Annotated in this window: 23 protein-coding genes; 10 read left to right on the forward strand and 13 right to left on the reverse strand. The window is 67.8% G+C overall.

Annotation, left to right across the window (positions count from 1 at the left end; genetic code table 11):
- Window positions 1-4: 4 nt before the first annotated feature.
- Entirely contained in the window at window positions 5-862 is an 858-nt protein-coding gene (aztB, locus tag ACWGLC_RS00975; protein ID WP_452098168.1) for a zinc ABC transporter permease AztB, read from the reverse strand.
- A gap of 54 nt (window positions 863-916) precedes the next feature.
- On the opposite strand from aztB, the gene ACWGLC_RS00980 reads away from it, so the two are divergent.
- The 3 genes from ACWGLC_RS00980 (at window position 917) to ACWGLC_RS00990 (ending at window position 3,713) form a co-directional block, all read left to right on the forward strand.
- Window positions 917-1,543, forward strand: a complete 627-nt coding sequence (locus ACWGLC_RS00980) for a metal ABC transporter ATP-binding protein (RefSeq protein ID WP_452098169.1) — start codon at window positions 917-919, stop codon at window positions 1,541-1,543.
- Between the two features lie 260 nt (window positions 1,544-1,803).
- Window positions 1,804-3,261 carry an MDR family MFS transporter gene (locus tag ACWGLC_RS00985; protein ID WP_452098170.1) on the forward strand — a complete coding sequence of 486 codons (1,458 nt, stop codon included), beginning with the start codon at window positions 1,804-1,806 and terminating at the stop codon, window positions 3,259-3,261.
- Window positions 3,262-3,323: 62 nt separating this feature from the next.
- Complete coding sequence (locus ACWGLC_RS00990; protein WP_452098171.1) at window positions 3,324-3,713, forward strand: hypothetical protein; 390 nt, start codon at window positions 3,324-3,326, stop codon at window positions 3,711-3,713.
- A gap of 33 nt (window positions 3,714-3,746) precedes the next feature.
- Here the strand turns inward: ACWGLC_RS00990 and ACWGLC_RS00995 are convergent, their stop codons facing one another.
- The 3 genes from ACWGLC_RS00995 to ACWGLC_RS01005 all read right to left on the reverse strand — a co-directional run bounded on the left by ACWGLC_RS00995 (window position 3,747) and on the right by ACWGLC_RS01005 (window position 6,434).
- Window positions 3,747-4,307 (reverse strand): dihydrofolate reductase family protein, encoded by a 561-nt coding sequence (locus ACWGLC_RS00995; RefSeq protein WP_452098172.1) that lies wholly within the window; start codon window positions 4,305-4,307, stop codon window positions 3,747-3,749.
- Between the two features lie 188 nt (window positions 4,308-4,495).
- Complete coding sequence (locus ACWGLC_RS01000) at window positions 4,496-5,374, reverse strand: alpha/beta fold hydrolase (RefSeq protein WP_452098173.1); 879 nt, start codon at window positions 5,372-5,374, stop codon at window positions 4,496-4,498.
- Between the two features lie 118 nt (window positions 5,375-5,492).
- Window positions 5,493-6,434 (reverse strand): oxygenase MpaB family protein, encoded by a 942-nt coding sequence (locus ACWGLC_RS01005; protein WP_452098174.1) that lies wholly within the window; start codon window positions 6,432-6,434, stop codon window positions 5,493-5,495.
- A gap of 173 nt (window positions 6,435-6,607) precedes the next feature.
- Here ACWGLC_RS01005 and ACWGLC_RS01010 point away from each other — a divergent pair, with 173 nt between their 5' ends.
- Window positions 6,608-7,351 carry a TetR/AcrR family transcriptional regulator gene (locus ACWGLC_RS01010; protein WP_452098175.1) on the forward strand — a complete coding sequence of 248 codons (744 nt, stop codon included), beginning with the start codon at window positions 6,608-6,610 and terminating at the stop codon, window positions 7,349-7,351.
- A 150-nt stretch (window positions 7,352-7,501) separates the two neighbouring features.
- Window positions 7,502-7,942 carry a universal stress protein gene (locus ACWGLC_RS01015; protein ID WP_452098176.1) on the forward strand — a complete coding sequence of 147 codons (441 nt, stop codon included), beginning with the start codon at window positions 7,502-7,504 and terminating at the stop codon, window positions 7,940-7,942.
- 87 nt (window positions 7,943-8,029) lie between these two features.
- On the opposite strand, the gene ACWGLC_RS01020 is transcribed toward ACWGLC_RS01015, so the two are convergent.
- The gene (locus ACWGLC_RS01020) at window positions 8,030-9,493 is read right to left on the reverse strand and encodes an MFS transporter (protein WP_452098177.1); all 1,464 of its coding nucleotides are present in this window, start codon (window positions 9,491-9,493) and stop codon (window positions 8,030-8,032) included.
- A 247-nt stretch (window positions 9,494-9,740) separates the two neighbouring features.
- Complete coding sequence (locus tag ACWGLC_RS01025; protein ID WP_452098178.1) at window positions 9,741-10,511, reverse strand: SDR family oxidoreductase; 771 nt, start codon at window positions 10,509-10,511, stop codon at window positions 9,741-9,743.
- Window positions 10,512-10,655: 144 nt separating this feature from the next.
- Here ACWGLC_RS01025 and ACWGLC_RS01030 point away from each other — a divergent pair, with 144 nt between their 5' ends.
- Complete coding sequence (locus ACWGLC_RS01030; protein ID WP_230929393.1) at window positions 10,656-10,811, forward strand: hypothetical protein; 156 nt, start codon at window positions 10,656-10,658, stop codon at window positions 10,809-10,811.
- A 105-nt stretch (window positions 10,812-10,916) separates the two neighbouring features.
- Here the strand turns inward: ACWGLC_RS01030 and ACWGLC_RS01035 are convergent, their stop codons facing one another.
- Window positions 10,917-11,252 carry a hypothetical protein gene (locus ACWGLC_RS01035; protein WP_452098179.1) on the reverse strand — a complete coding sequence of 112 codons (336 nt, stop codon included), beginning with the start codon at window positions 11,250-11,252 and terminating at the stop codon, window positions 10,917-10,919.
- A 44-nt stretch (window positions 11,253-11,296) separates the two neighbouring features.
- Between ACWGLC_RS01035 and ACWGLC_RS01040 the strand changes: the two genes are divergently transcribed.
- Window positions 11,297-11,848, forward strand: a complete 552-nt coding sequence (locus ACWGLC_RS01040; RefSeq protein WP_452098180.1) for an LURP-one-related/scramblase family protein — start codon at window positions 11,297-11,299, stop codon at window positions 11,846-11,848.
- Between the two features lie 14 nt (window positions 11,849-11,862).
- Here ACWGLC_RS01040 and ACWGLC_RS01045 read toward each other — a convergent pair whose 3' ends face one another.
- Together ACWGLC_RS01045 and ACWGLC_RS01050 are read right to left on the reverse strand one after the other, a co-directional pair.
- The gene (locus ACWGLC_RS01045; RefSeq protein WP_452098181.1) at window positions 11,863-13,251 is read right to left on the reverse strand and encodes an NAD(P)/FAD-dependent oxidoreductase; all 1,389 of its coding nucleotides are present in this window, start codon (window positions 13,249-13,251) and stop codon (window positions 11,863-11,865) included.
- A 148-nt stretch (window positions 13,252-13,399) separates the two neighbouring features.
- On the reverse strand, window positions 13,400-14,008 hold the full coding sequence (locus ACWGLC_RS01050; protein WP_452098182.1) for a TetR/AcrR family transcriptional regulator: 609 nt from the start codon (window positions 14,006-14,008) through the stop codon (window positions 13,400-13,402).
- A gap of 44 nt (window positions 14,009-14,052) precedes the next feature.
- Here ACWGLC_RS01050 and ACWGLC_RS01055 point away from each other — a divergent pair, with 44 nt between their 5' ends.
- Complete coding sequence (locus ACWGLC_RS01055; RefSeq protein WP_452098183.1) at window positions 14,053-15,099, forward strand: alpha/beta fold hydrolase; 1,047 nt, start codon at window positions 14,053-14,055, stop codon at window positions 15,097-15,099.
- 178 nt (window positions 15,100-15,277) lie between these two features.
- Here ACWGLC_RS01055 and ACWGLC_RS01060 read toward each other — a convergent pair whose 3' ends face one another.
- The 3 genes from ACWGLC_RS01060 to ACWGLC_RS01070 all read right to left on the reverse strand — a co-directional run bounded on the left by ACWGLC_RS01060 (window position 15,278) and on the right by ACWGLC_RS01070 (window position 19,518).
- Window positions 15,278-15,769, reverse strand: coding sequence for a hypothetical protein (locus ACWGLC_RS01060; protein ID WP_452098184.1), 492 nt, complete (start codon window positions 15,767-15,769; stop codon window positions 15,278-15,280).
- A gap of 182 nt (window positions 15,770-15,951) precedes the next feature.
- Window positions 15,952-16,644: a hypothetical protein gene (locus tag ACWGLC_RS01065; RefSeq protein WP_452098185.1), complete on the reverse strand. Its 693-nt coding sequence runs from the start codon at window positions 16,642-16,644 to the stop codon at window positions 15,952-15,954.
- 609 nt (window positions 16,645-17,253) lie between these two features.
- Entirely contained in the window at window positions 17,254-19,518 is a 2,265-nt protein-coding gene (locus tag ACWGLC_RS01070) for a hypothetical protein (protein ID WP_452098186.1), read from the reverse strand.
- A 544-nt stretch (window positions 19,519-20,062) separates the two neighbouring features.
- Here ACWGLC_RS01070 and ACWGLC_RS01075 point away from each other — a divergent pair.
- Window positions 20,063-20,611, forward strand: a complete 549-nt coding sequence (locus tag ACWGLC_RS01075; protein WP_452098187.1) for a hypothetical protein — start codon at window positions 20,063-20,065, stop codon at window positions 20,609-20,611.
- A complete protein-coding gene (locus ACWGLC_RS01080) occupies window positions 20,608-21,267 on the forward strand; it encodes a hypothetical protein (protein WP_452098188.1) in 660 nt (219 codons plus the stop codon). Before ACWGLC_RS01075 ends, ACWGLC_RS01080 begins: the two co-directional genes overlap by 4 nt.
- Window positions 21,268-21,342: 75 nt before the next feature.
- Here the strand turns inward: ACWGLC_RS01080 and ACWGLC_RS01085 are convergent.
- Window positions 21,343-22,508, reverse strand: a protein-coding gene (locus ACWGLC_RS01085; RefSeq protein ID WP_452098364.1) for an IS3 family transposase whose coding sequence is annotated in 2 segments (ribosomal slippage) — window positions 21,343-22,221 and window positions 22,224-22,508 — 1,164 coding nt in all. Because the reading frame shifts where the segments join, the coding sequence is not laid out codon by codon here.
- Window positions 22,509-22,525: the final 17 nt, after the last annotated feature.

Below are 22,525 nucleotides of genomic sequence, written 5' to 3' on the forward strand. Positions count from 1 at the left end.
GCGGCTACCGGCGGGAAGACGGGTGGTGCGTCAACCGGCGGGCTCGCGGGATGTCGTACGCGGCTCTGACCAGCGCTGAGGCCCCGGCGAGCGCGATGGCGGAGAAGGCGATGGAGGAGCCGGCGGCCGTTCCCGCATGCCAGGACGCCAGCAGGCCGACCACCACGGCAGCGCTGCCGAAGACGGCAGCGAGCGCCATCGTGGAGGGGATACGACGCGTCCACCGGTTCGCGGCGACCACCGGTGCGAGCAGCAGCGCCACCACGAGCAGGGTGCCGACGGCCTGGTACGAGGCCACCACCGCGAGGGTCACCAGGCCGATGAGCACCACGTGGGCCAGCGCCGGACGGAGCCCGAGAGTCTGGGCGATGCGCGGGTCGAATGCCGCGGCCACGAAGGCCCGGTGGAAGACCACCCCGAGCGCGACCGTGACCGCCAGGGCGATCGCCAGGGTGACGAGTTCGGGAGTGCCTACCGCGAGGATGTCACCGAAGAGGATGGCCGTCGCGTCCGTGGCGAAGCTGCCCGAGTGCGACACGATGATCACCCCGACCGACAGCATCGTGACGAACAGCAAACCGATGGTCGTGTCGTAGGACAGCCGCCCGCGCCGCTGCAGTGCGCCGATCGCCACGCTCATCGTCACCGCGCTGGCGGCTCCGCCGGCCAGGGCGGGCAGGCCGAGCACTGTGGCCAGCGCGACCCCCGGCAGCATCCCGTGCCCGATCGCCTCCCCGAAGAACGCCATCCCGCGGATGACCACCCAGGTGCCCACGACGCCGCATATGGCCGCCACGAGCACACCACCGAGCGCAGCACGCGCGACGAACACCGTGCTGAACGGATCAAGGAACCAGGACACGAGGTAGTACGGTAACGGTACTGATAATCATTTTCAACAAGGAGGAGATTCGCCTTGACGCCTTCGAATGGCCCCGCACTGAGCGCCCACGGCGTGTGCTTCGGTTACGCAGGACACGAAGTGATCCACGATGTCGATCTCGAACTGGGCCGGGGGACGGTCACCGCCATCGCCGGACCCAACGGCGTCGGCAAATCGACACTGCTCGAGATCCTCGCCGGGGTACGCACTCCACAGAAGGGTGAGGTGCGCCGGCTGGGCACGGTGTCATTGGTGGTGCAGCGCCCAGCCGCGCCGGAGACCCTCCCACTCACCGTGCGTGACACCGTCGCGATGGGGACGTGGGGCCGCCGCCTCGGGAGGAGGCGAACGCGGGAAGTCGTCGCGGAGATGATCGACGTGGTCGGCCTGACCGGCTACGACTCCCGCCCCCTGACCGACCTGTCCGGGGGGCAGCGACAGAGAACTCTCCTCGCCCAGGCACTCGCACGCCGGGCGGACATCGTGCTGATGGACGAACCCGACGCCGGACTCGACGCCGCCAGCCGTGGCCGCATTCACGATCTTCTCCTCGACCAGGCGGACCGTCGAGGTGCCGTCGTCGTCTGCGCGACACACCACGACGGCTTCATCGCCGCCGCGGATCGCGTGGTCAGGCTCGGATCTGTGCGCGCCCTCTGACAGGCGCCGACCGGAGTCGGCACCACGGCGTTGACCCCACGGCTGACGGTGACGCCCCGCACATCAAATTGCATCGAGTGCAAACATGCACCTAGTGTAAAAACGGATCGAGCCCACCGTGCCGCCGCCACCCACGAGCCTGCGCGAATCGAAGGCACTCGAGACGCGTCTCGCGAGGCGACGCGCTGCTCCGGGCCGACCGTCGGGCCCTCCGCCACGACGCCCGCACCACCCGACCCCGCACGAATCGAGCCCCTGCCGTGACCCCCGAACCCCGAGACTCCACCGATCAGCCCGACACCGCACGGGCGCCGGTCAACCGCAACCTCCTCCTGGCGGTGCTGGTGTCGGGCGCGTTCGTGATCATCCTCAACCAGACCCTTCTCAACACCGCGCTCCCGGCCTTCATGGCGGACTTCGGCATCAGCGCGAGTGACGCCCAGTGGATGACAACCATCTTCATGCTGGTCAACGGCATCATGATCCCGGTCACGGCGTTCCTCATCCAGAAGTTCACCACCCGGACGATGTTCCTCGCGGCGATGGTGTTGTTCATCGTCGGCACCGCCGTCTGCGCGCTCGCCCCCGTGTACCCCATCCTGCTGGGCGGTCGCGTGATCCAGGCCGCGAGCGGCGGCATGATCATGCCGTTGATGCAGACCATCCTCTTCGCGATTTTCCCCGTGCGGGAGCGCGGCAAGGCGATGGGCACATTCGGACTGGTGATCGCCTTCGCGCCGGCGATCGGCCCGACCCTGTCCGGCTTCATCGTGGACCACTGGCCGTGGCAGACGCTGTTCACCATGATGCTGCCGATCGCCGTGATCGCGTCGGTCTTCGGGTACTTCCTGCTGGCCAACGTCACGGAACAAACCAACCCGCGGCTCGACGTGGTGTCCGTCATCCTGTCGTCGCTGGGCTTCGGCGGCCTGCTCTTCGGTTTCGGAACAGCGGGAGACGCCGGATGGGTGAGCCCCGAGGTGCTCATCGCGCTGGCGGTCGGCGCCGTCGCGCTGGCGTTCTTCATCCATCGGCAGCTCACGCTGGCGGAGCCGCTCCTCGAGCTCCGGGTTCTCCGGTACCCCATGTTCACGCTCAACACGGTGCTCGGCATGATCGTCTTCATCGCCCTGATCGGCGGCATGCTCGTCCTGCCGCTGTACATGCAGAACATGACCGGCTTCACCGCCATGGAGTCCGGGATGGCACTGCTACCCGGCGCCGTGGTCATGGGAGTGATGTCCCCGATCACCGGCCGGATCTTCGACGCCGTCGGCGCCAGATGGCTCGCCGTGATCGGCTTCGCCCTGCTCACCGCCGCCACGTTCCCGTTCACCCAGCTGACCACCGAGACGTCGTTCGCCTACCTGGCGGGATTCAACGCGGTCCGCATGCTCGGCGCGGCGATGGTCATGATGCCCGTGACCACGGCAGCGCTCAACCAGCTCCCGAAGCACCTCGTCCCGCACGGAACGGCGGTCAACAACACCTTCCGCCAGATCGCGGCCTCCGTCGGGGCCGCCGTTCTGGTGACCGTCATGACCTCGACCGCACTCGACCCGCAGGTGCACGGTATGGAGGGGATGGTCCACGGAGCCGACATGGCGTTCCTCGTCTCCATGGTCGTGGCCGCGCTGGGGATCATCGGCTCGTTCTTCATCTCCAACTCCCACGGGCCGGATCGAACCACCCAAGCGAGCGCGGGGTCGGACACCTGAGAAGACCGATCTCCGTCAAGTGTGGGTTGACGTTGCCGTCGTCGTCAACTATTAGTTGACACATGAGCACCCACCTCGACACCGCACTATCCGCCGATCTCGACGCGCCCATCCGGGCGGCGCACGCCGCCGCGGCGGGCGCGGCATTCACCCAGGCGCAGGCCGTACTCGGTACCACGCCCCCGCCGGGGGCCGACGGTGAGCAGTGGAACGTCGCCGTTCAGGTACTCGCGTTTCGGATCGAACACGCCGCCGGGTTCGACGCGCTCGGCTCCGTCGTGGGCCTGCGGCGATGGGGGGTGACCTGGGACGTGATCGGGCGTGCGGCCGGCATCTCCCGCCAGGCGGCCCACGCACGGTGGGGCGCCCAGGTGCGCGCGACGCTCGACCGGTACGGGACCGGAGAGCTGGGCGGCCCGGTTGCCGACGACGAGAAGGACCTCAGTTCCTGAGTCGCAACCCCGCCCGGGCCGTCCGGGTCGCCGTCAGCGCCGGGCGTAGTGGAGGTACGCGGTGTCGCCGAAGGTGCGGTGCTCGACGAGGTCCAGGTCGAGCGCCGCGTCGGCGGGTAGGGCACGGAGGCCACCGCCGACGACCTTCGGGACCACGAAGAACCGGAAGTCGCGCACCATGCCGGCCCGGATCGCGGCGGCGGCGGTAGTCGGGCCGAAGATCTCCACCTCGCCGGGCGCATCGCGGACGATCTGCTCCAGCTCGGACAGTTCGAGACGGGGCACCAGCCGATCGCGCGGTGAATCGAGGTCCTCAGGCTCCAGGGTCGACGACACCACGACGTGCTCGATCCCCTGCCAGCGTCGGGCGAACTCCCGCTCGTCCTCGCCCCAGGAGCCGTCCTCGGGCTCGGCGTTCCAGTACGTCATGAGCTGGTAGGTGTTGCGGCCCAGGACCTCGGTGGACACCGCGCCCATGCGCTCGACGTGGAACCGGAACACCTCGTCGCCCGGCGCGGACCACTGGAAGTCCCCGCTCGCGTCGGCGGCGTACCCGTCGAGGGAGACCGTCGCGGTAAAGCTCAGCGTTCCCATGGGGCACCCCTGTGTGTCGACGACGACGATGCGGCAAGAGTAGTCCCATAGAGCCCTGCACGGACACATAATTTTCCGTGAGAATGGCCCCATCCGGCGACCGGAGGCGACGAAGCCGGTCATGATCCCGCCGGGCACTCCACCGCCGAGCTCGCGGAGTCCGACCCGGCATGGTCCCCGGCTGGGCCCTACAGCGCGAGCATCGCGGCGGCGACCTCTCCCACCGCGGAGGGCGGGATCGCCGACGCCGCGTTGTCGAGGACGAGCAGTCGCGCGTCGGGGATCTCGTGTGCGAGCGCCTCGCCATTGCCGACGGGGAAAAATCGGTCGCAGCGGCCGTGCACGACCAGCGTCGGCAGTGTGAGACCGGGTAGCCGTTCGCGCCACCGCGGGGCGCAGTCCAGGCGGGCGAACGCCATCCCCAGCTGATCGGCCTGACGGGACCCCGCATCGGACCCGGGCGTGCGGTCCCAAATCCGGCCCGCCACCTCGCCTGCCGCCACGGCGTCATTGCCGAGGATCTCGGCTCGCGCTGTCGCAAATGCGACGACGGACTCCCGCTCGGCCCAGTCCGGCGGGGTGAGGGAGAACACCCGGCGCTTGACGTCTGCATCGTGATCCGGAAGGTTCTCGTCGACCGGCCCCGGGGCCACGGCCCGGGTGCCGATGAGCGTGAGCGCCGAGAACGCGGCAGGATGGTCGAGCGCGGCCAGCTGCGCGACCATCCCCCCGACACCGATGCCCGCCAGATGGACGGGATATACGGACAGATCCCGAGCCAGCGCCGCGGCGTCATCGGCGAGGTCGCGGAGCGTGTACCCGGGCGTGGCCGGGTCGTGCCTGGTTGATCGCCCGCTGTCCCGCAGGTCGTAGCGCACGACGTGCCGACCTCCCCGCGCCACCGCCACACAGAGCGCATCCGACCAGGACAGCATCGTCGGGGCACCTACGAGGAGGACCGTCGGCATCGACCTGTCACCGACGTGCTCGACGGCGAGCGTGACGCCGTTGACGTCCACGGTCCCGGGAAGCGGACCCGGTGCCGGCGCGCGCGGCTCGCCTGCCATGCGCTCACCCGCCCTTCCTGTTCGACCGCCACCAGTACCTCAGTGTGACGACGGTCTCATCTTAGTCGGCTAGAGGCAGGCCCTGCCCTTGCTCGGCGTTCGACACCGGAAGTGAGCCTCAGAAGACGCTAACCCCGAGCCTGCGGCGGATCCGCATGTCCCACAGCGCGAGGGTGTACATCTTCTTGAGTGGCATGGGCAGGACCTTGTCGGCGACGCGGGCAACGGCGTTCATCCTGCGCTTGCGCCGCAGGTCGGCGGGCGTAATCTCCCAGTTCATCTGTTCGCGGGTCACAGCCGGGACGCCGAAGCGGGTGTACGAATGGTTGGTGGGCCCGAGCGCGCGCCGTGCCAGGTCTCCGGCACCGCGGAACTTGCCGTCGAGGATCCGGAAAGCGCACAGGTCATCGAGCATCTGCCGGACCGGGTCGTCGATCTCCGCGTCCGCCATCCCCGCGGCGAACCGATCCTCGTACTCCGCCCAGGTGGCGGGCCAGTCCTCCTCGGGGACGTTGAGCACGGTCGCGAGCGGCGAGGCGAGGGTCAGGACGTGCTCGCGCTCGGCGGCATCGAGCTCGCGGTACAGCAGTTCGTACTGGTCCACGAAGAACCGGATGAGGCACAGCGCCACCCACAGCTGCAGCTCGCGGGAGTTACCGGAGTAGCGCACGGGACTGCTCGAGGTGGAGAAGACCTCGTCGTGGATCCGCTTGACCTCCCGGTGCATGAACTCCTTGTCGTCGTCGTTCCCGATCGTCGCCACGGCGAGGTACAGGGCGGTCGTGCGCGCCCGCTTGACGGGGTGCGTGTCGGCGCGGCCGCGCTCGACGCGGCTCTCGAGCACGCCGTAACCCACGGCCGGATTGGCCAGCTGCATGATCACGTTCGCGCCGGCCAGCCACATCCACAGCCCGCTCGACAGGTCCAGCAGCGAGTCGATCTCGGTGAGGTCCCGCTCGGCCGGCCGCCGCACGGCGATCATCCGGTCGAGTCCGGCGCGGGCGGCGTGGACGCCGCCGGGCGTCGGTACGGAGTGGGAGTCGGTCATCGCAGCGGTCATCGGTCCGTCCTCGAAAAGTAGGGGGAGCTCGCTTCCGCACTCCCGGCGACCTGTGTGCCCACCGTAAACCCGCGAGGACCATCTGAGCAAGGGTGTAGTCAGATTCGATCCGGCGAGCTCGGTACGTGATTGATACGGTCAGCTGCGACAGTGCGAGACACGGGAGGTCGGGCATGACCGCTGGCGACAAGCCCGGGCGCGTCTACGGCGGCCGCTCGTCGGCCGACCGGGAGGCCGCGCGCCGACAAAGCCTGCTCGACGGCGCAATCGACACGCTCATCACCGGCGAGCCGCTCACAGTTCGGGGCGTCTGCCACACAACCGGGCTGACCTCGCGCTACTTCTACGAGAACTTCGCCTCGACGGACGCCCTGGCGGAAGCCGCGTACGATGCCTGCGTCAGCACGATCGCCACCGAAGTGGCCGCCGCATTCGCCGCGCCGCCGACCGTCGAGGAGCAGATCTCCAGCGCGATGTCCTCGCTCGTCGACGCGCTCGAAGCGGACCCCCGGGCGGGACACATCCTCTTCTCGACCCGCATCGCCAACGCGCTCATCGCCCGCAAGCGCCAGGAATCCACGCAGTTCTTCGTGGGCATCACCGCCGCGACCGCCCGCGAGGCGGCCGCCGAGCCCGTGCCCGGAATCGTCCTGGACCACGCCGCGCAGTTCGTCGTGGGCGGCGTGACCCAGCTGCTGTCGACGTGGCTCAATGCCCGATACGACGCGCAGTTCGGGGCCGCGGGGGACGAGCCGCCCGACGCGGATCGGGACGCCGGTGGCAACGGCAAAAATCATGACTACGACGACGACGCCGAGCCGGCAGCCCCCGAACTCGACAGCCCGACGGTCGCCCGAACGGCATCCGCGCTCATCACGGCGCTGGCCCGCCAGCTCGCCGTGGACCTCACTCTCTAACCCGCCGATTCCGCCCCTCGATACCGGTGCAGGGGTCAGCCCGGGCTGATCCCCCGCACCCCGCCGGACGCGGCGTTACCATCAGGGTGGCGTCGGGAGACGACGGTCCCGGCGGGAACCGTTCACCGTCGCAAGGATGTGGATCCAGTCATGGAGACCAAGCCAGTCATTGTCGGTATCGACGGCGCCGAGGATTCCGTTCGGGCCCTGCAGTGGGCCGTGGTCCACGCCCGCTCCGTGGGCGCTCCGCTGCATGTCATGGCCGTGTACGAGGTGCCCGCCATGCTCAGTCCCTACGGGATGGCCGCGTGGGAGAACCCGGCGAATCTCGAGCAGAACGCGCGGGCCATGCTCGACGCCACCGTGAAGTCGGCGCTCGGCGAGGACGAGGGCGCGGCGGTCGTTCAGCGCGTCGTCCAGGGCCATCCCGGGAAGGTGCTGGTCGAGCAGTCGGACGGAGCCGGGCTCCTCGTGATCGGTAGCCGCGGCCGCGGCGCCTTTACCGGGATGCTGCTCGGCTCGGTGAGCCAGTACGTGGTGGCTCGCGCGAAGTGCCCGGTCGTGGTGATGCCGCACAACGCGCCGGACTGACGAGCCGCCGGCGAAGGCGACGAAGAGGCCCCCGGGTCCGCGGTGCGGATCCGGGGGCCTGCCCGGGGCGTGAGTCGTACCAAGCCTCTAGTGGTGATGGACTCCATCGGTGTAGAGCGACTTCTTGCTGGTCTCCGGGGACAGGATCAGCGAGATGATGGTCAGCACCGACAGCCCCACGAGGTAGTAGCCCACCCACGCCACGGAGAAGTGCTGCACCAGCCACACCGCGACGAACGGCGTGAGGGCGGCGCCGAGGATCGCGGAGAAGTTGTACGCCACGCCCGAACCCGTGTAGCGGGTGTGGGTGGGGAACAGCTCCGGCAGCACGGCCGACATCGGGCCGAAGGTCAGGCCCATCAGCGCCATGCCGACACACAGGAAGCCGAGCATGCGGACCACGTCGAGCCCGTCACCGGTGCCCATGGCCTCGGGGCTGAGCCACCAGCCGAACGACAGGCCGAAGAGGATGATCCCGGCAGTGGTGGTGATGAGCATCCGCCGCCGCCCGAAGCGGTCCGCGAGGTAGCCGGCGAGCGGGATGAACGCCGCGAACAGCAGGATCGCGATGACCTGCAGGATGAGGAACGACCGGTAGCCGTAGCCGAGCCCGCCGGTGGCCTCGCCGCCGATCGCGAACGACAGGATCCACGTGGTCATCAGGTAGAATAGGCCGTAGGTGGCCAGCATGATGAAGGTGCCGAGGATGATCTCCCACCAGTTCTTGCGGAACACCTCGGACACAGGCGCCTTGACGCGCTCGTTCTGCGCGACCGCCTTGGCGAAGACCGGCGTCTCCTCGATCCGCAGCCGCACGTACAGGCCCACGCCGACCATCACGATGGACAGCAGGAACGGGATGCGCCAGCCCCACACGAGGAACGGGTCGGACAGCTCGGCCGCGGTGGAGTCGTAGGCGAACCAGGTGGTGAGCAGCAGGAACACGCCGTTGGCCAGGATGAAGCCGAACGGGGCACCGAGCTGCGGCCACATCGCGGCGAACGCGCGCTTGCCGGGCTTGGCGGTCTCCGCCGCCAGCAGCGCGGCACCCGACCACTCGCCGCCCAGGCCGATGCCCTGGAAGAAGCGCATGATGGTGAGCATCGCCGGCGCCCACAGCCCGATCTGGTGGATCGTCGGCAGCAGGCCGATCAGGAACGTGGCGATACCCATCGTCAGCAGTGCGCCGACCAGCGTGACCTTGCGCCCGAGCCGGTCGCCATAGTGGCCGAAGATCACCGAGCCGAGGGGCCGCGCGATGAACGCGGTGCCGAAGGTCGCCATGGAGGCGAGCAGCGCCGTACCGGAGTCGCCGCCTGCGAAGAACAGCAGCGGGAAGACCGAGACCGCGGCCGTGGCGAAGATGTAGAAGTCGTAGAACTCGATCGTCGTGCCGATGAGGGACGCGAAGATGATCCGACTACGGGGGGCGGGCGCGGTGGTCGCCGCCGCGGGCGTGCCCACCGTGGGATCGCCGACAGACGGGTCGACGACGACAACGCCGTCGTCGTCGTCCCTCCTGGGATCGGTGCGCGAATCCGACGTTCTCATGGTCCTCCTCGTGGACGGCGGCGACCGGGATCCGATGTGACGGAAGGCCGACGTTCGCCTGTCATGGCGGGTGATGCCTGGGGCCCGGGCGGCGCGGTGAGCCGCCGAGCGCACACCACAGTAGAACCATGCTGTGTCGGCCGTCACACCTGCCGGCCAGATGCGTACAAATGGTACGGAATCGGCTACTTCGGACCGAATTTCCTGTGCACCGTGTACACCCCGGACACCCCCGCCACGGCAGGGGCTACTGCGCGAGGAACTTGTTGACCAGTCGGGACAGGGCGTTGGGCGAGAACTTGGAGAGGTTCGCCAGCAGCGTCGTCTGGGTTCCCACCGAGTACGACGTGCGGTGCATGCGTCGATCCGTCGGCGTGGGGTGGACCGACTCCCACACCTTGTCGGCGACCTCCGCCGGCGTGATCCGCACGCCGAGGGTCTGGGTGGTCTTGGCGTCGTTGTCCGCCAGGGCGGTCTTGGCCCACAGCGGCCAGATGCCCACCACCCGGATGTCGTCCTTCTCCCACTCGAGCTCGAGCGCCTCGGTCAGACCCGCGACGTAGAACTTCGCGGCGCTGTAGGTGGCGATGCCGGGCTGGCCGTAGATCGCCGAGGCCGAGGCGATGTTCACCAGATGCGCCCCCGGAGTCGCCCGGAGGAACGGGAACGCGGCCTGCGCGCCCAGCGTCACACCCAGCACATCGATGTCGATCTGCGCCTTGACCGCCTGAGGCGTGATCTCGGCGAGGTCGCCGGCCACGAGGACGCCCGCGTTGTTGTCGAGCACATCGAGGGTGCCGCCGGTGTGCGCGGTGAACTCGGCGAGTGCCCGCTCCCACTGCTCGGCCTCGCGCACGTCCAGCTCGCCGGTGATCCAGTCCGGGTGAGCGGCCTGCACCGCGGCCAGAGCGGCCGTGTCGACGTCATACACGCCGACGGTCCAGCCCTCACGGCCGAAGCGCTCGGCGGTGGCCAGGCCGATGCCCGCCGCGCCGCCCGAGATGAAGATCGATGGCATATCCCACTCCCCCGTGAGTCCTCCAGATGCGGTCCCCGACGACCCTGCCACGCCGGCGAGCATGGCGCATCACCCCGCCGACGATTACGCTCGCGTCTGTGATCAGCGTCACGGCTGCTCACTCCCGTCGAAAGGAGTTCATCCATGGGTTCACTCGGATCGCTCGCAATCGGGTCGCTGGCGGCGCCCCTCCTCGGCTCGCTGGGGCTCGGGTCGCTGGTCTCGCAGGGCAGTGGCGGTGGCAGCGGCGACATGCTGAGCGGCCTGCTGCCGACTGACATCCTCGGCGGCCTGTCCTAGATTCTCAGACGCCGACGCCCCGGGCCGCACGCAGCGGCCCGGGGCGTCCGTCTTTCTGCCCCCGCTCCCCGGGGTCGTAACCTGCGGGAATGAGGCGGCGACGGGCTAGTGTGCCGCCGCCCGATGCGCCCGGGCGAGCACGTCGGCGAATCCCGCGAGGTAGTCGCCGTTGCGGCGCGCCGCCTGCTGCTCGACGAGCCCACGCGCCAGAACCGTCGAGACCTCCTCGGGACTGTCGCCCGAATCCAGCTGCGCCAGGCCGAGCTCGGCCGCGAACGCCCGGCCCTCGTAGAACAGCAGGTCTGGGAGGATCGCGTCGAGTGCCCGCGACAACTCGCCGGGCGGACGCTCCTCGATCACCGAGGACACCGAGGCGCGGTACTGCTCGAACTGGTCCCGGGCCGCGTCGAAGGCCTCCCGGAGGTCGGTGGTGTCGGGCATCTGCTCCCCTTCTGATCAGTGTGCTCGGACCCTAGGGTGGATCCATGTCGAGTCTCATGAACCATGTTCTCGTGTTCCAGCAGACGACGAACTTCGTCAGGAACGATTTCGCGATCATGGACGACCAGGGGACCCAGGTCGGTCATGTGGAAACCGGTGGCAGCACTCTCGGGCGGATGCTGGTCGGATCGCGCGAGCTGACAGTGTTCGAAGGGCCGGAGCGCCCGGTGATCCGGGTGAAGGACACCTACTCGTTCGGCCGGGAGCGGATGGAGATCCTGGGCGCCGGCGGCGGCCACCTCGCCTCGCTGGTCAAGCGGCTCGCGCTGTTCAAGACCCGGATCACGCTGGATCTGCAGGGCGAGGAACTCGAGCTGACGGGCAACATCTGGGGATTCGAGTTCCAGGTGAACGGTCAGGGCGGCGCCATGGCGTGGGTCTCGCGGGAGTGGTCGGGCGTCGGCAACGCCTTCTTCGGGAAGTCGACCTATGTCCTGCGGCTCGCTGAGCATCTGACCGCCCCTCAGCGCCTCGCGATCATCGGCGCCGTGCTGTCGCTCGACCTCATCCGGGAGAAGCAGAAGCGGAACAGCTGAACCGCCACCCACGCCTAACTTCCCGGCGACCTGTCATCCAGACTCGAGGCGATGCTGTCCCCGTAGACGCGGTCGATCGCGCGCCTGCCGTACACGAACCGGGACGTCGCGCTGAGGTGGGAGCGCTTGTCGCCGAGGATGTGCATCCCCCACGAGAAGAGCGTGGCCAGGCGATTCCGGAAGCCGATGAGGAAGGCCAGGTGCACGACCAGCCACAGCACCCAGGCGATGAAGCCGTGGATCTCGAAACCACGGATCTTCACCACCGCGCTGTACCTGGACACGGTGGCCATCGAGCCCTTGTCGAAGTACTTGAACGGCGGCCGACCCGTCGGGCTCTGTTTGCCCGCCAGCTCGCGGTCGATCTGCTTGGCGACGTACTTGCCGCCCTGGATCGCGACGGGTGAGACCCCGGGCAGGTTGTCGAGGCTCATCATGTCGCCGATCACGAAGATCTCGGGGTGGCCCGGCACCGAGAGGTCCTTGTTCACCTTGACCCGCCCGGCACGGTCGACCTCGGCGTCGGTCTGCTCGGCGAGCATCTTGCCCAGTGGGCTGGCCTGTACTCCGGCGGACCAGATCTTGCACGCCGCCCCGATCCGTCGCGTCGTCCCGTCCGCGCCCTTGATCTCGATCCCCGTCGAGTCGACATCGGTGACCATGGCGTTCAGGTGCACTTCCACGCCGAGTTGCTCCAGGCGGGCCTTCGCCGCCTCGCCGAGCTTCTCGCCGAAGGGTGGCAGCACGGCGGGCGCCGCGTCGAGCAGGATGATGCGCGCGTCGGCCGGGTCGATCCGGCGGTAGCTGTTCTTGAGGGTGCGGTGTGCGAGCTCGCCGATCTGGCCGGCCATCTCGACTCCGGTCGGCCCCGCGCCGACGACGATGAAGGTGAGCAGCTGCCGGCGAGCTTCCTCGTCCTCGGTGATCTCAGCCAGTTCGAAACTCCCGAGGATCCGGCCGCGGAGCTCGAGGGCGTCGTCGATGGTCTTCATTCCGGGGGCCCAGCGCTCGAAATGGTCGTTGCCGAAGTAGGACTGGTTGGCGCCGGCCGCGACGATCAGGCTGTCGTAGGGGAGATCGAAGTCGATGTGCCCGGCGACGGCGTGGACGGTCCGGTTCGCCACGTCGATCTTGTCGACCTCACCGAGGGTGACCGTGATGTTCTTGTGCTCCCGCAGGACGAGCCGGGTCGAGGGCGCGATGTCGCCGACGGACAGGATGCCGGTTGCCACCTGGTAGAGCAGCGGCTGGAAGAGGTGGTGACCGGTCTTGGCGACCAGCGTCACGTCGACGTCTGCCTTTGCCAGGCGCTGCGCGGCGGCCAGTCCACCGAAGCCCGAACCGATGATGACGACTCGATGCCGACGGCCGGCATTCTGGGCGCCGGCGTCATGACTGTTCATTGCATCCACCATGGGACTCCTGATCTCGGGTGTGCGCGCCCGGAACGTTACCCTCGCCTCGGCGAATCCGCCTGTTTCTTCGAAGGCCTACCGACTGCGAGGGCCCTGTCTGGGACCAGCTGGCCGGTGACGGCCAGTCGGAATCCCTTCAGGTGTCGTTCACGCACCGGTCCACTTCGGCTTGGATCACTCGGCGGGCCTCGTCGGCCCGCACCGCCCCCACGACGACACGGAGCGTGAGGCCCTCGGACAGCGCCGCCAACCGGAGAGCATCCCGGCGGTCGTCAGAGGTCGGGGCAGGCTGTTCCCGACCACCCCTCCCCCGTGCGCCGGCCAGGAGTCGGGTGAGGGCCCGGGCGCGTTCGGCCAGTGCGTCCGTGACTATCGCTCCGATCCCCGGACTGGAGGCCGCCTTGGACTGGTAGGCAGCCCACACCGAGGCCCCGACCTTGAAGTCGACGCTCTCCGACATCGCGCCGATCAGGAGTGATCGAAGCTCTTCGGCCGCAGTCCGCGGATCACCCGGCGCCTCGGGAGGGCCGTGATCGACCACCGCCGACGCCACCATCTGCCGGCAGCCGTGCAGGACCAGGTCGTCCTTGGAAGGGAAGTAGTGCTGGACACGCCCCACGGATACGCCCGCCGCCTGCGCGACGGCGCGGAACGTCACTCCGTCAATGCCCTGATCGTGGATCACCTGCCACAGTGCCAGGACCAGCTCAGCACGTCGCTCATCATGATCGACGACTTTCGGCATGCACCCCCCTTTAAAATACGGACAACTTGCGAAACCATGTCGGTATGGACGTATTGCATCACGATCAGCCGCCCGGGACGACCCGCTCTCGTCGGGGCCGGTGGGCGATGCGCGCGCGCCGGCTCGCGATCGTCGTGGCCGCCATGTTCACGGTGATCGGGATCGGCGCGACGTGGACCTTCTTCTTCGGCGCTCCGGGGGTGGGGCACTTCCGCAGCGCCGACGGCCGGAACGCTTACATGGATGCGTACATGGAAGCTATGGAGGCGCTCCCCGCACCGACCACCGTGCACGACATTCAGACCGACTACGGCTCGATCCGGGTCTACGAGTGGTCCACCGCGGAAACCCGGGACCGGGCCCCGGTACTACTCGTCCCCGGCCGCGCCTCCGGGGTGCCGATGTGGGCGGAGAACCTCCCCGCACTCGTCGCCGACCACCGTGTCCTGGCTTTCGATGCGCTCGGGGATTCCGGGATGTCGGAGCAGTCCGTCCCGTTCGCGACGTTCGCCGACCAGGCCCACCCGATCGAGGAGGTGGTCGCGGCGCTCGCGCCCGGCGGGGTGCACGTGGTGGGCCACTCGTTCGGCGGCGCCATCGCCGCCTCCTACGCGCGTCAGTATCCCGAGCGGACCCTCACCCTCTCGCTACTGGAGCCGGTGCTCACCTTGAGCCAACCCCCGGCGGGACTCTTCTTCTGGGCGATGGTCTCGTCTCTGCCGCTCCTGCCGGACGGGATCCGGGAGACCGCTCTGGGGAAGATCGGGGGCGTGGAGGAGGAGGCCGAGACACTCGGAGATGATCCGATGGCGCGCATGATCGCGGCGGCGACGGAGCACTACCAGGCGGCCCTACCGCAGCCCACCCCCCTGACTGACGAGGAACTGTCGCGGTTCACCATGCCGGTCTACGTCGCCATCGCCTCTGACGATTCCCTCGCCGGCGGCACATCAGCCGCCCGGCGGGCCGAGCAGCTACCTGCCGCAACCGTGCAGACGTGGCCGGACACCACCCACTCCCTGCCGATGCAGGCCGCGGGCGCGGTGGAACCGGTGCTACTGGACTTCTTCGCGGAGAACGAGCCGTCCTGACTTCCGGTCGGCGCAAGACTCGACGAGCCACGGCCGGGCATCGACGCAGCGCTGGTCCAGATCACCGCCCCATTCGGCGTCACCGGCAGATTCGCAGCGGCACTTCGGGGAAGTTCGCTCTCACCCGACGGGCGCCATTTCCCGAGCCAGGCGAGAGATCACCGCCGCGCGAGCAGTTTCAGTCCTCCGGGCGTCGAACCTCCACCACCAGCAGAGCCGCAAGCGCCGCGCCGGTGAGTCCGATCGCCCACCACGTACGCGTCACCGCCGAGCTGAGCTCCATACGCACCGGCGTCATGGAGCCGTCACGCACATTGATCAGCGCCACAGTCAGGGAAAACAGGGTCCCCCTGAGATCGCCGGCGTCGACCCGATTGAGCAACTCCAGAATGCGATCCAGGTCCTCGTCGACTCGGTCCGTTCGCGAGCGAACAGCCTCGACGCGCTCGGCGACGTCCTCATCCTCGGAGGGGGTCTTGGTCAGGCCTGGTCGGTCAAGGACTCGGTCGATCCGGGCTTGTACCACGAGCGCCAGATTGTGATTAGCCATGTCGAGCATGACCAGTTCCTCGCGGACTTCGTTCTGCCGATGCTGACCGAGGCCGATCGCCAACCCGCCCACGAGCAGAATCACCAGCGAACAGAAGAACCACGAGGTTCTCGAGAACACCCGGTACATCGTCGACTCTCCTGTTCTCGACGGCTGGCGCCTATCGCCATGAGTCCAGATTGGCAGGAAACGCCGATGCGGATCGACAGAAGTCGGGTATCTCGCGCGAGCGTGTCACAGTAGTCGCGAGACCGAACTCGCGTCTGGCGCCTGGGCACCGGACCGACAGACGACGACCCCACTCAGGTGAGGGCGACGGCGTCGATCCCGTCGTCAGCGAGGACTGCCTCAGCTGTTGTGCCGTTGCAGCCGAGCACGGAGTATCCCCAATCGACATCGGTAGCCAGGAGCCACTCGCGCCCGTCGGGCCAGAGCGCGTCGACGCCGTGCGCCCGCCCGCGAGCGAGGTTCTCCATGTCGGTGACCCTGTCGACCTTCGTTTGGAACACCGGCATGGTGCGCAGCAGCGTCACCTCGGGCGAGCAGATCTGCGAAGCGGGGACCACGGCGAGTTCGGGGTGGATGACCGCGTCCGGATCAGTGGAGTAGTAGGCCACAGAGTGGTCCGGGCCCGGCCCGTAGGAATCCCAGGCCAGGCTGGCGGTGTCGAAGATCGCTCCGAAAGCCACCTCCGGTGTGGAGGTGCTGCGGGCAAGAACGGCGAAGAGCGCTTCGATTTCACCGAGCCCTTCGGCACCGTCGTGCGGCCGTCCGAAGCGATCGTCGCAGGCATCACACTCATCCTGGGGTGGGGGTCGTCCGTTGGTGACCGCGATATCCCACCACATCGACGTCGGCGAGATCGCGACGCCGTTGGCTCGGGCCACTTCTTCCCAGGTCACTTCCCTTTGATCGGCGTGCCCCGGGTGGCGGATCAGAAGCAATGCCTCAAAGCCGCTCGGATCCGGGACGGCATCGGAGGCCTGCCATGCCATGTTGACCAGTCCCCTGCGGTCCCGGAGCCATCTGCTGTGCGGATCACCGGACAGTGGCTGGATCCCGCAGCTCATAAAGTGTGCCCAGTCCCGATCCTCCGCTTCGAGGTAGGACCGAAGTAGGCCGACCGTTCGTGACGGAAGAGTCGACTCGATCCCGATCACTGAGCCGCTACCAGAGTCGTCGGAGGCAATCGTGAATGAGACGCTGGCCCCTCCCGGCCCACGCAGTTTCAAGTACATGGGCTCTCGAGCAACGACGGAGAACGCGTGGGCCCGGCGGGGCCGCCGACGCTGTCGGCGCATCTCGGACCGTGCCCACGCGCTGAAGTTGCTCGGCGACGGAGCATCGCGCCGACGACGAACCCGGGCGGGCCGGATCGGCCAATGAACGGTATCGCCAGGCCGCAGCGGCGGTGTCGGCTCCAGCCGGTAACGGGCCGCGATCTCTGGGTCCGCGAAAGCGCGGAAACCCGCGTGAAAGTAGGGAGATCCCAGCAGCGCATCGGCGGTCGCAGGGGCCAGGTCCACGGTGATGTGCTGCGACGCCATGCCCTAACCCTATTCACACGTGCGGCAGCATCCGGGGTTGCGAAACGGAACTCACTTTCAAGCGCCGTACACGCCCTCTCCTCGCGTCCCGTGAACCAGCTCGCCGGCAGCGGTGATCCCTCGCAACGACCGCCCGGAGAACCAGACGACGTCGTCGGGGGTCACGGCAACTGAGGGGGCTGGGGTGGCGGTGAGAACGATTGCTGCGGGTTCGAGGTCGTCATTCAGCCGGACGAGTAGTCCCTGGCGGAACTCACCTCGTGGGCCGAGGTCGCCGAGCATCCCTCGGAGCTGCCACGGGTCTGTGGCCTCTGGATCGCGGAGTTCCAGGGCAATGAGATCTGCACGCAAAGTCAGCCACATACCTGTGGCGGTCGGACCGGCGGCGCGGGGACTATACGGGAGCCGGTGGACGGTCCCTCGCTCCAAGGACTCGGTGAGCCGCAGAAGAAGGTCGGCACATTGCACGTGGAAGCCGTCCCGGCTGCGCCACACGGCGGTCGGGGGCACTGGCAGGCCGAACGACTCACCCACCGTCCATCCGCCAGCTCGATGCAGTGCCAGTCGATAGCGCAGTGGCTGGTCGTCTCGGATCCAGTGTTCGCCGGTGCTGACGTTGTCGTCGTCGTCATCTCTTGGTTCTCTTCCCACCACCACCAATCCCCCGCCCGCGCGGGCGAGGGAGGCCACAAATCCGATCTCGGGAGGGAGCGCGACCGGGTCATCCTCGCCATGTGCGGTGAATCGCCGGAGGGGATTGGCAGAGGTCACCAGGTGGTGTCCGATAGTCACAGCGGAGCCCCACCGCACGGTGCCGAGATCGTGCAGGCGTGCCGGGGCGCCAGCGGTTTCCTCCACCGACCAGAGCGTGTGCTGATGCTCTATCCAGATCCCGTCCGGCCCGGCATGCGGCGTGACGGTGTTCGAGTGGGAGCCGACCGGCAGGGGCAGGAGATGATCCGCCGACTGCCCCGGGCTCGAGCCGGATCGGTTCTGCAGGATCGGGCGAAAACGGTCACCGATCCAGAGGTCGTCACCGACAACAGACAGCTCACCGGGCTCGAACGCACTTCGCACTCGTGGGGGTTCAGCCGCGTCGAGGTCCAGGTCCAGGGCTACGTCGATGGCCGGGGCGGGGCCCTCCGCGTTGTGTTGAACCATGTGTCGAGCAAAGCCGTTGGGGCACGCAGACTCGCTAGACCAGGCGTTACCAGGTAGCGGCTCTGTCTCCGGATCCGCGGGCACCGGGCCGGTCAGACGGTTGACGCGGATCCCCGACACGGCGGCTCGCGTGGGAGTGAACCACTGCGCCGCTGCCGCGTCATGGATGATCGCGAAGTGGCCTGAGACCGCGACATGCCCGATCGCTGGCCTGGGCGCGGACCACTTCGCCGTCCAGCCGTCACCGCGCAGAAGGGTGGACCAGCGCAAGATCCCATGACGATCCTCGTGCGGAATGCCCTGGCCGATCGGTTCTGCCAACGCGCGGACCTCGACGGGTTCTGCATTCATCGGTGACGGGTCGTCGAAGAACGTCAGGTACACCTCGATGGTCTCGCCGACACGGGGTGGCGAGAGTTGGCCATCAGCGATGACGATCTCGTCGAGCGTGGCGCGCAATCGCCGCGCGCGAGGGTCGGTCGGCAGTGGCTCCGTGTCGGGGACAGGAGTGAGCTGCTCAGTGATCGGGGCAGGAACCCATTCGGCCAGCGGCTGGATCGGGCCAGGAGGCTCCGCGCGGCCCTCCCAGCGGAACTCCGAGTTGTCGACCTGCTTGACTTGTAGGTTCTCAAGCCGGGCCTCCCAGGAGTCGTCCGATGCGGCCACCCGGATGAGGATGCCGGTGTTCAGGTCGACTGAGATCTCGATGGCGCCGAAACCGTCTCTTGCGTCGCCCGACATCACCGCGACGGGCCGACCCTGGTGTGTGGACTCGCGAATATCGCCCGCGGGGAACCCGTAGCCCAGGCCCTCCTCGGCGTTGTCTGGTGGATCGATGAGCAGAGCAGCGTAACCGGACGCGTTCAGCGACCGAACGCGGAAAATAGTCGCGGTGCCGTCGCCCGCGATCTGCCAGACCTGGCCGTGGTCGAAGAGGGTCCGCCGCCCATCGGCGTGGTCGAGGCGCGCTCGCGTTCGGCCGGCTCTGACGAGCCTTGTACAACCCGGGACAGCATGTAAGTTCGCGCGCGGATCATCCATCACCCAGAACCGGACCGGCTGCACGGGCAACGAAGGCGGCCGGACCACGAGCTCCGCATCGAACGACTCATCGGCGCCGCGAGCAAGTAACTCGCCCATGTCAGACCACGTCAATGGCATAGCGTCAGCCTAGGAGCAGAGGACCACGCGCGGCACACACACAGTCGAGCGAGCGGGCCTTGAGTCAATATCACTACGGCGCTGAATCCGGAAGGAGCGGACAGCCTCCCTGAACATCACAGCTGGTCGTTGTAGTCATCAACGCTGGCGAAGCCAAGGAAGCCGATCGCACCGAGAGTCGACGCCATCGAACTCATCCGCGCTCCCCTCCACCGTCGGCGAGAATGTGCGTGACGTCGATTTGTGCCACGGTGCCATCAGTGCGCAAACCGCGGATCTGCGGGCCCGGGACCCAGACAGTACCGTCGGCATCGGCGGTGACGTGCAGGTAGCTCCCTGGATGCGGTCTGGTGGTTCGCCGATACGCCGGACTCAGGAATCCACGAGCACACTCATCGCGCCGTTGACGAAGACTCCGCAGCGCACAATGTCACTCTAGGTCCCCCTTGAGTGACATTGTTCGGGCCGGGGACTCTGAAAACAGCGTGTCCACGAGCCCGCCAGCGATTGTTGCGCTGGTCGGCGCGCGGTGACACTGGAATCCATGGACCACGGCTTCGATTTCTCGCTCGCACAGCTGATCACCAATCTGGGGATCTTTGTGGTCATCCCCCTCGCGATCGCAGGCGGTGTGGTTGCCGTCATTCACCGGTCCGAGCGGAAGGCGCCCCGCGGTGGCCTCGGCATGTGGGCAACCGGGGCGATCGCTCTTCTTCTCGGATTTCTGACCTGCGCGGGATGGTTGAGTTGGACCGCTGCGGACCACGACGGCAATGTCCGCGGGCCGGGCCTTCCCGCACCGACGTCCTTCCCGTCCTGGCAGGTCTTCGCGTGCGGCGCGGCCATGGTGCTGGCGTGCTTCCTGGCCGCGCACTGGTCCCGCACCCTCTTCGCCGGTGGTCTTGCTGCCGCCGCCGGGACCGCAGGTGGATTCACAGCGGCGTTCTGCGTTGACGCGGCACGAACAGTGACCAGCCAGGAGGGGGTCGGGTTGTTCCTGTCGATCGTCGGCTGGGGATTGAGCCTGTCCATTCTCATGTCGATCCGGTACTTCATCCTCGCCAGTCGGCGCGGGAACGGCGCGCAGCCATGAGCCAGGCTATAGCCGAGACCACCAGCCGCAGATCCCGTGTGGTGGCGGCAGCCCTCGTCCGCGCAGTCGGCGTGCTCGCGTCCCTGGTCGCCGTGGCCGTCGTGCTGGCTCACGCCGTCCTGTGGACCGACCGGATGCCGTTCAGTTCGTACAACGTGACCGACACGGACCGCTTCATCGGGTTCATCCTCTCCGGATGGGCGCTGGCGATCGCCGGTCTGGCCTGGCTGGTCGCGCTCATCATCGCGTGGTGGAGACGGCCCCTGCACACAATATGGCTCGCTGTCCCACCGATCGTGCTGGTGGTCGGCGCAGCCGTTTTCGTGGCGCTGGGCACGGTGGTTCCGAGCGGGTTCGACTCGTCCCGCGCAGACCTCGACGCCGTGGCCGACCAGGCCCGCTCACATCATCCGGGATGGTCGGAGAACTACTTCCACTCCGGGAGCCCACGACGGGTGGGGAACCTGGAAATCGATTCGGTATCCCATCGAGAGGACGGGGTCGTTGTGGTGAGCGACGCTGATTCCGGAGTCTTCTTCCACATGAGTGGCTGGGCCCACTCCCCGGACGGACCGCCCACGTTCGACCCGCGAGTACGCGGCCTCGAGGTCACTCACCTCGACGGTGACTGGTACTCGTACAGCTACGTGCTATAGGAGACGACGACTACGTCTGGCTGACCTCCACAGTCAGCAGGAGGGGGCTGATGCACGAGTAGGTGACACGGGCAGTCACGCGGCCTGAAGGGCCTCGTCGGTCATGATGGTCTCGTATTCGATGGGGGTCAATCTGCCGAGGCGGTCCTGCCGTCTGCGGCGGTGGTAGGTGCGTTCGATCCAGTGCACGATGGCGGTCCGGAGCTCGTCTCTGGTGGCCCAAGATCGGCGGTCGAGGACGTTGTTTTGCAGCAGGGAAAAGAAGCTCTCCATGGCCGCGTTGTCACCGCACGCGCCGACCCTGCCCATCGACCCGAGCATCCCGTGTCGGGTGATCGCCTTCTGCATTTTCTTCGAGCGAAACTGCGATCCTTTATCGCTGTGGAGGATGCAGCCGGTCACCTCGCCCCGCCTGGCGGCAGCGCTGTTCAACGCGTTGACCGCCAGGCGGGACTTCATTCTCGAGTCGATCGAATAACCGACGATCCGCCCCGAATAGACGTCCTTGATCGCGCACAAATACAGCTTCCCCTCGGCCGTCCAGTGCTCGGTGATGTCGGTCAGCCACAGCTCGTTCCGGCCGACGGCGGTGAAGTCCCGTTCGATGAGATCGTCATGCACGGGAGGGCCTGCTTTGCGGTGCCGGCCGCGGCCTTTCTTGCTGATGGCGCTGGTCCAGCCACCGGACGAGCAGCTCCGCCAAGCGGTACGCCGGCACATCTTCTCGCCTGCGGTCTCGGCTTCATCGGCGAGGTAGCGGTAGCCGAACTCTGGGTCCTCGCGGTGGGCATCGAACAGGGCGTTGGCCCGGTACGCCTCGGCGAGTTCGGCATCGGGGACCGGGCTCTTGAGCCATCGGTAGTAGGGCTGACGAGCAATTTCAAGTACCCGGCACGTCACCGCGACGGGAATTCCGTCAGCGGCGAGCTCGCTCACGAGCGGGTACCACCTTTTCCCGGCAGATTCGCCTGGGACAGGTGCGCAGCAGCTCGGCGAAGGACCTCGTTCTCCTGCTCCAGCAGGCGCACACGACGCTTGGCCTCGCGCAGTTCCTGGGATTCCGCGGCGGTCGTGCCGGGCTTGATTCCGGCTTCTACGTCGGCCTTGTGGATCCACTTATTCAGGGTCATCGGGTGGATCCCGAAGTCGGCGGCGATCTGCTCGAGAGTCACACCGTCCTCGCGGGCCTGGGCGACGCGGATGACGTCGTCGCGGAACTCCTGGGGGTAGGGCTTAGGCACAGCAACATCCTTCCAGG

This window comes from Dietzia sp. NPDC055877 (genome assembly GCF_053615975.1).

Excerpts from the sequence above, each read along its gene's own strand:
- ACWGLC_RS01050 (WP_452098182.1), bottom strand. The coding sequence starts at position 14,008 with ATGCCGAAAGTCGTCGATCATGATGAGCGACGTGCTGAGCTGGTCCTG.
- ACWGLC_RS01075 (WP_452098187.1), top strand. The coding sequence starts at position 20,063 with ATGGACCACGGCTTCGATTTCTCGCTCGCACAGCTGATCACCAATCTG.
- ACWGLC_RS01080 (WP_452098188.1), top strand. The coding sequence starts at position 20,608 with ATGAGCCAGGCTATAGCCGAGACCACCAGCCGCAGATCCCGTGTGGTG.
- ACWGLC_RS01040 (WP_452098180.1), top strand. The coding sequence starts at position 11,297 with ATGTCGAGTCTCATGAACCATGTTCTCGTGTTCCAGCAGACGACGAAC.
- ACWGLC_RS01010 (WP_452098175.1), top strand. The coding sequence starts at position 6,608 with ATGACCGCTGGCGACAAGCCCGGGCGCGTCTACGGCGGCCGCTCGTCG.
- ACWGLC_RS01045 (WP_452098181.1), bottom strand. The coding sequence starts at position 13,251 with ATGAACAGTCATGACGCCGGCGCCCAGAATGCCGGCCGTCGGCATCGA.
- ACWGLC_RS01070 (WP_452098186.1), bottom strand. The coding sequence starts at position 19,518 with ATGCCATTGACGTGGTCTGACATGGGCGAGTTACTTGCTCGCGGCGCC.
- ACWGLC_RS01005 (WP_452098174.1), bottom strand. The coding sequence starts at position 6,434 with ATGACCGCTGCGATGACCGACTCCCACTCCGTACCGACGCCCGGCGGC.
- ACWGLC_RS01055 (WP_452098183.1), top strand. The coding sequence starts at position 14,053 with ATGGACGTATTGCATCACGATCAGCCGCCCGGGACGACCCGCTCTCGT.
- ACWGLC_RS01025 (WP_452098178.1), bottom strand. The coding sequence starts at position 10,511 with ATGCCATCGATCTTCATCTCGGGCGGCGCGGCGGGCATCGGCCTGGCC.
- ACWGLC_RS00990 (WP_452098171.1), top strand. The coding sequence starts at position 3,324 with ATGAGCACCCACCTCGACACCGCACTATCCGCCGATCTCGACGCGCCC.
- ACWGLC_RS00995 (WP_452098172.1), bottom strand. The coding sequence starts at position 4,307 with ATGGGAACGCTGAGCTTTACCGCGACGGTCTCCCTCGACGGGTACGCC.
- ACWGLC_RS01030 (WP_230929393.1), top strand. The coding sequence starts at position 10,656 with ATGGGTTCACTCGGATCGCTCGCAATCGGGTCGCTGGCGGCGCCCCTC.
- ACWGLC_RS01000 (WP_452098173.1), bottom strand. The coding sequence starts at position 5,374 with ATGGCAGGCGAGCCGCGCGCGCCGGCACCGGGTCCGCTTCCCGGGACC.
- ACWGLC_RS01035 (WP_452098179.1), bottom strand. The coding sequence starts at position 11,252 with ATGCCCGACACCACCGACCTCCGGGAGGCCTTCGACGCGGCCCGGGAC.
- ACWGLC_RS01015 (WP_452098176.1), top strand. The coding sequence starts at position 7,502 with ATGGAGACCAAGCCAGTCATTGTCGGTATCGACGGCGCCGAGGATTCC.
- ACWGLC_RS01020 (WP_452098177.1), bottom strand. The coding sequence starts at position 9,493 with ATGAGAACGTCGGATTCGCGCACCGATCCCAGGAGGGACGACGACGAC.
- ACWGLC_RS01065 (WP_452098185.1), bottom strand. The coding sequence starts at position 16,644 with ATGGCATGGCAGGCCTCCGATGCCGTCCCGGATCCGAGCGGCTTTGAG.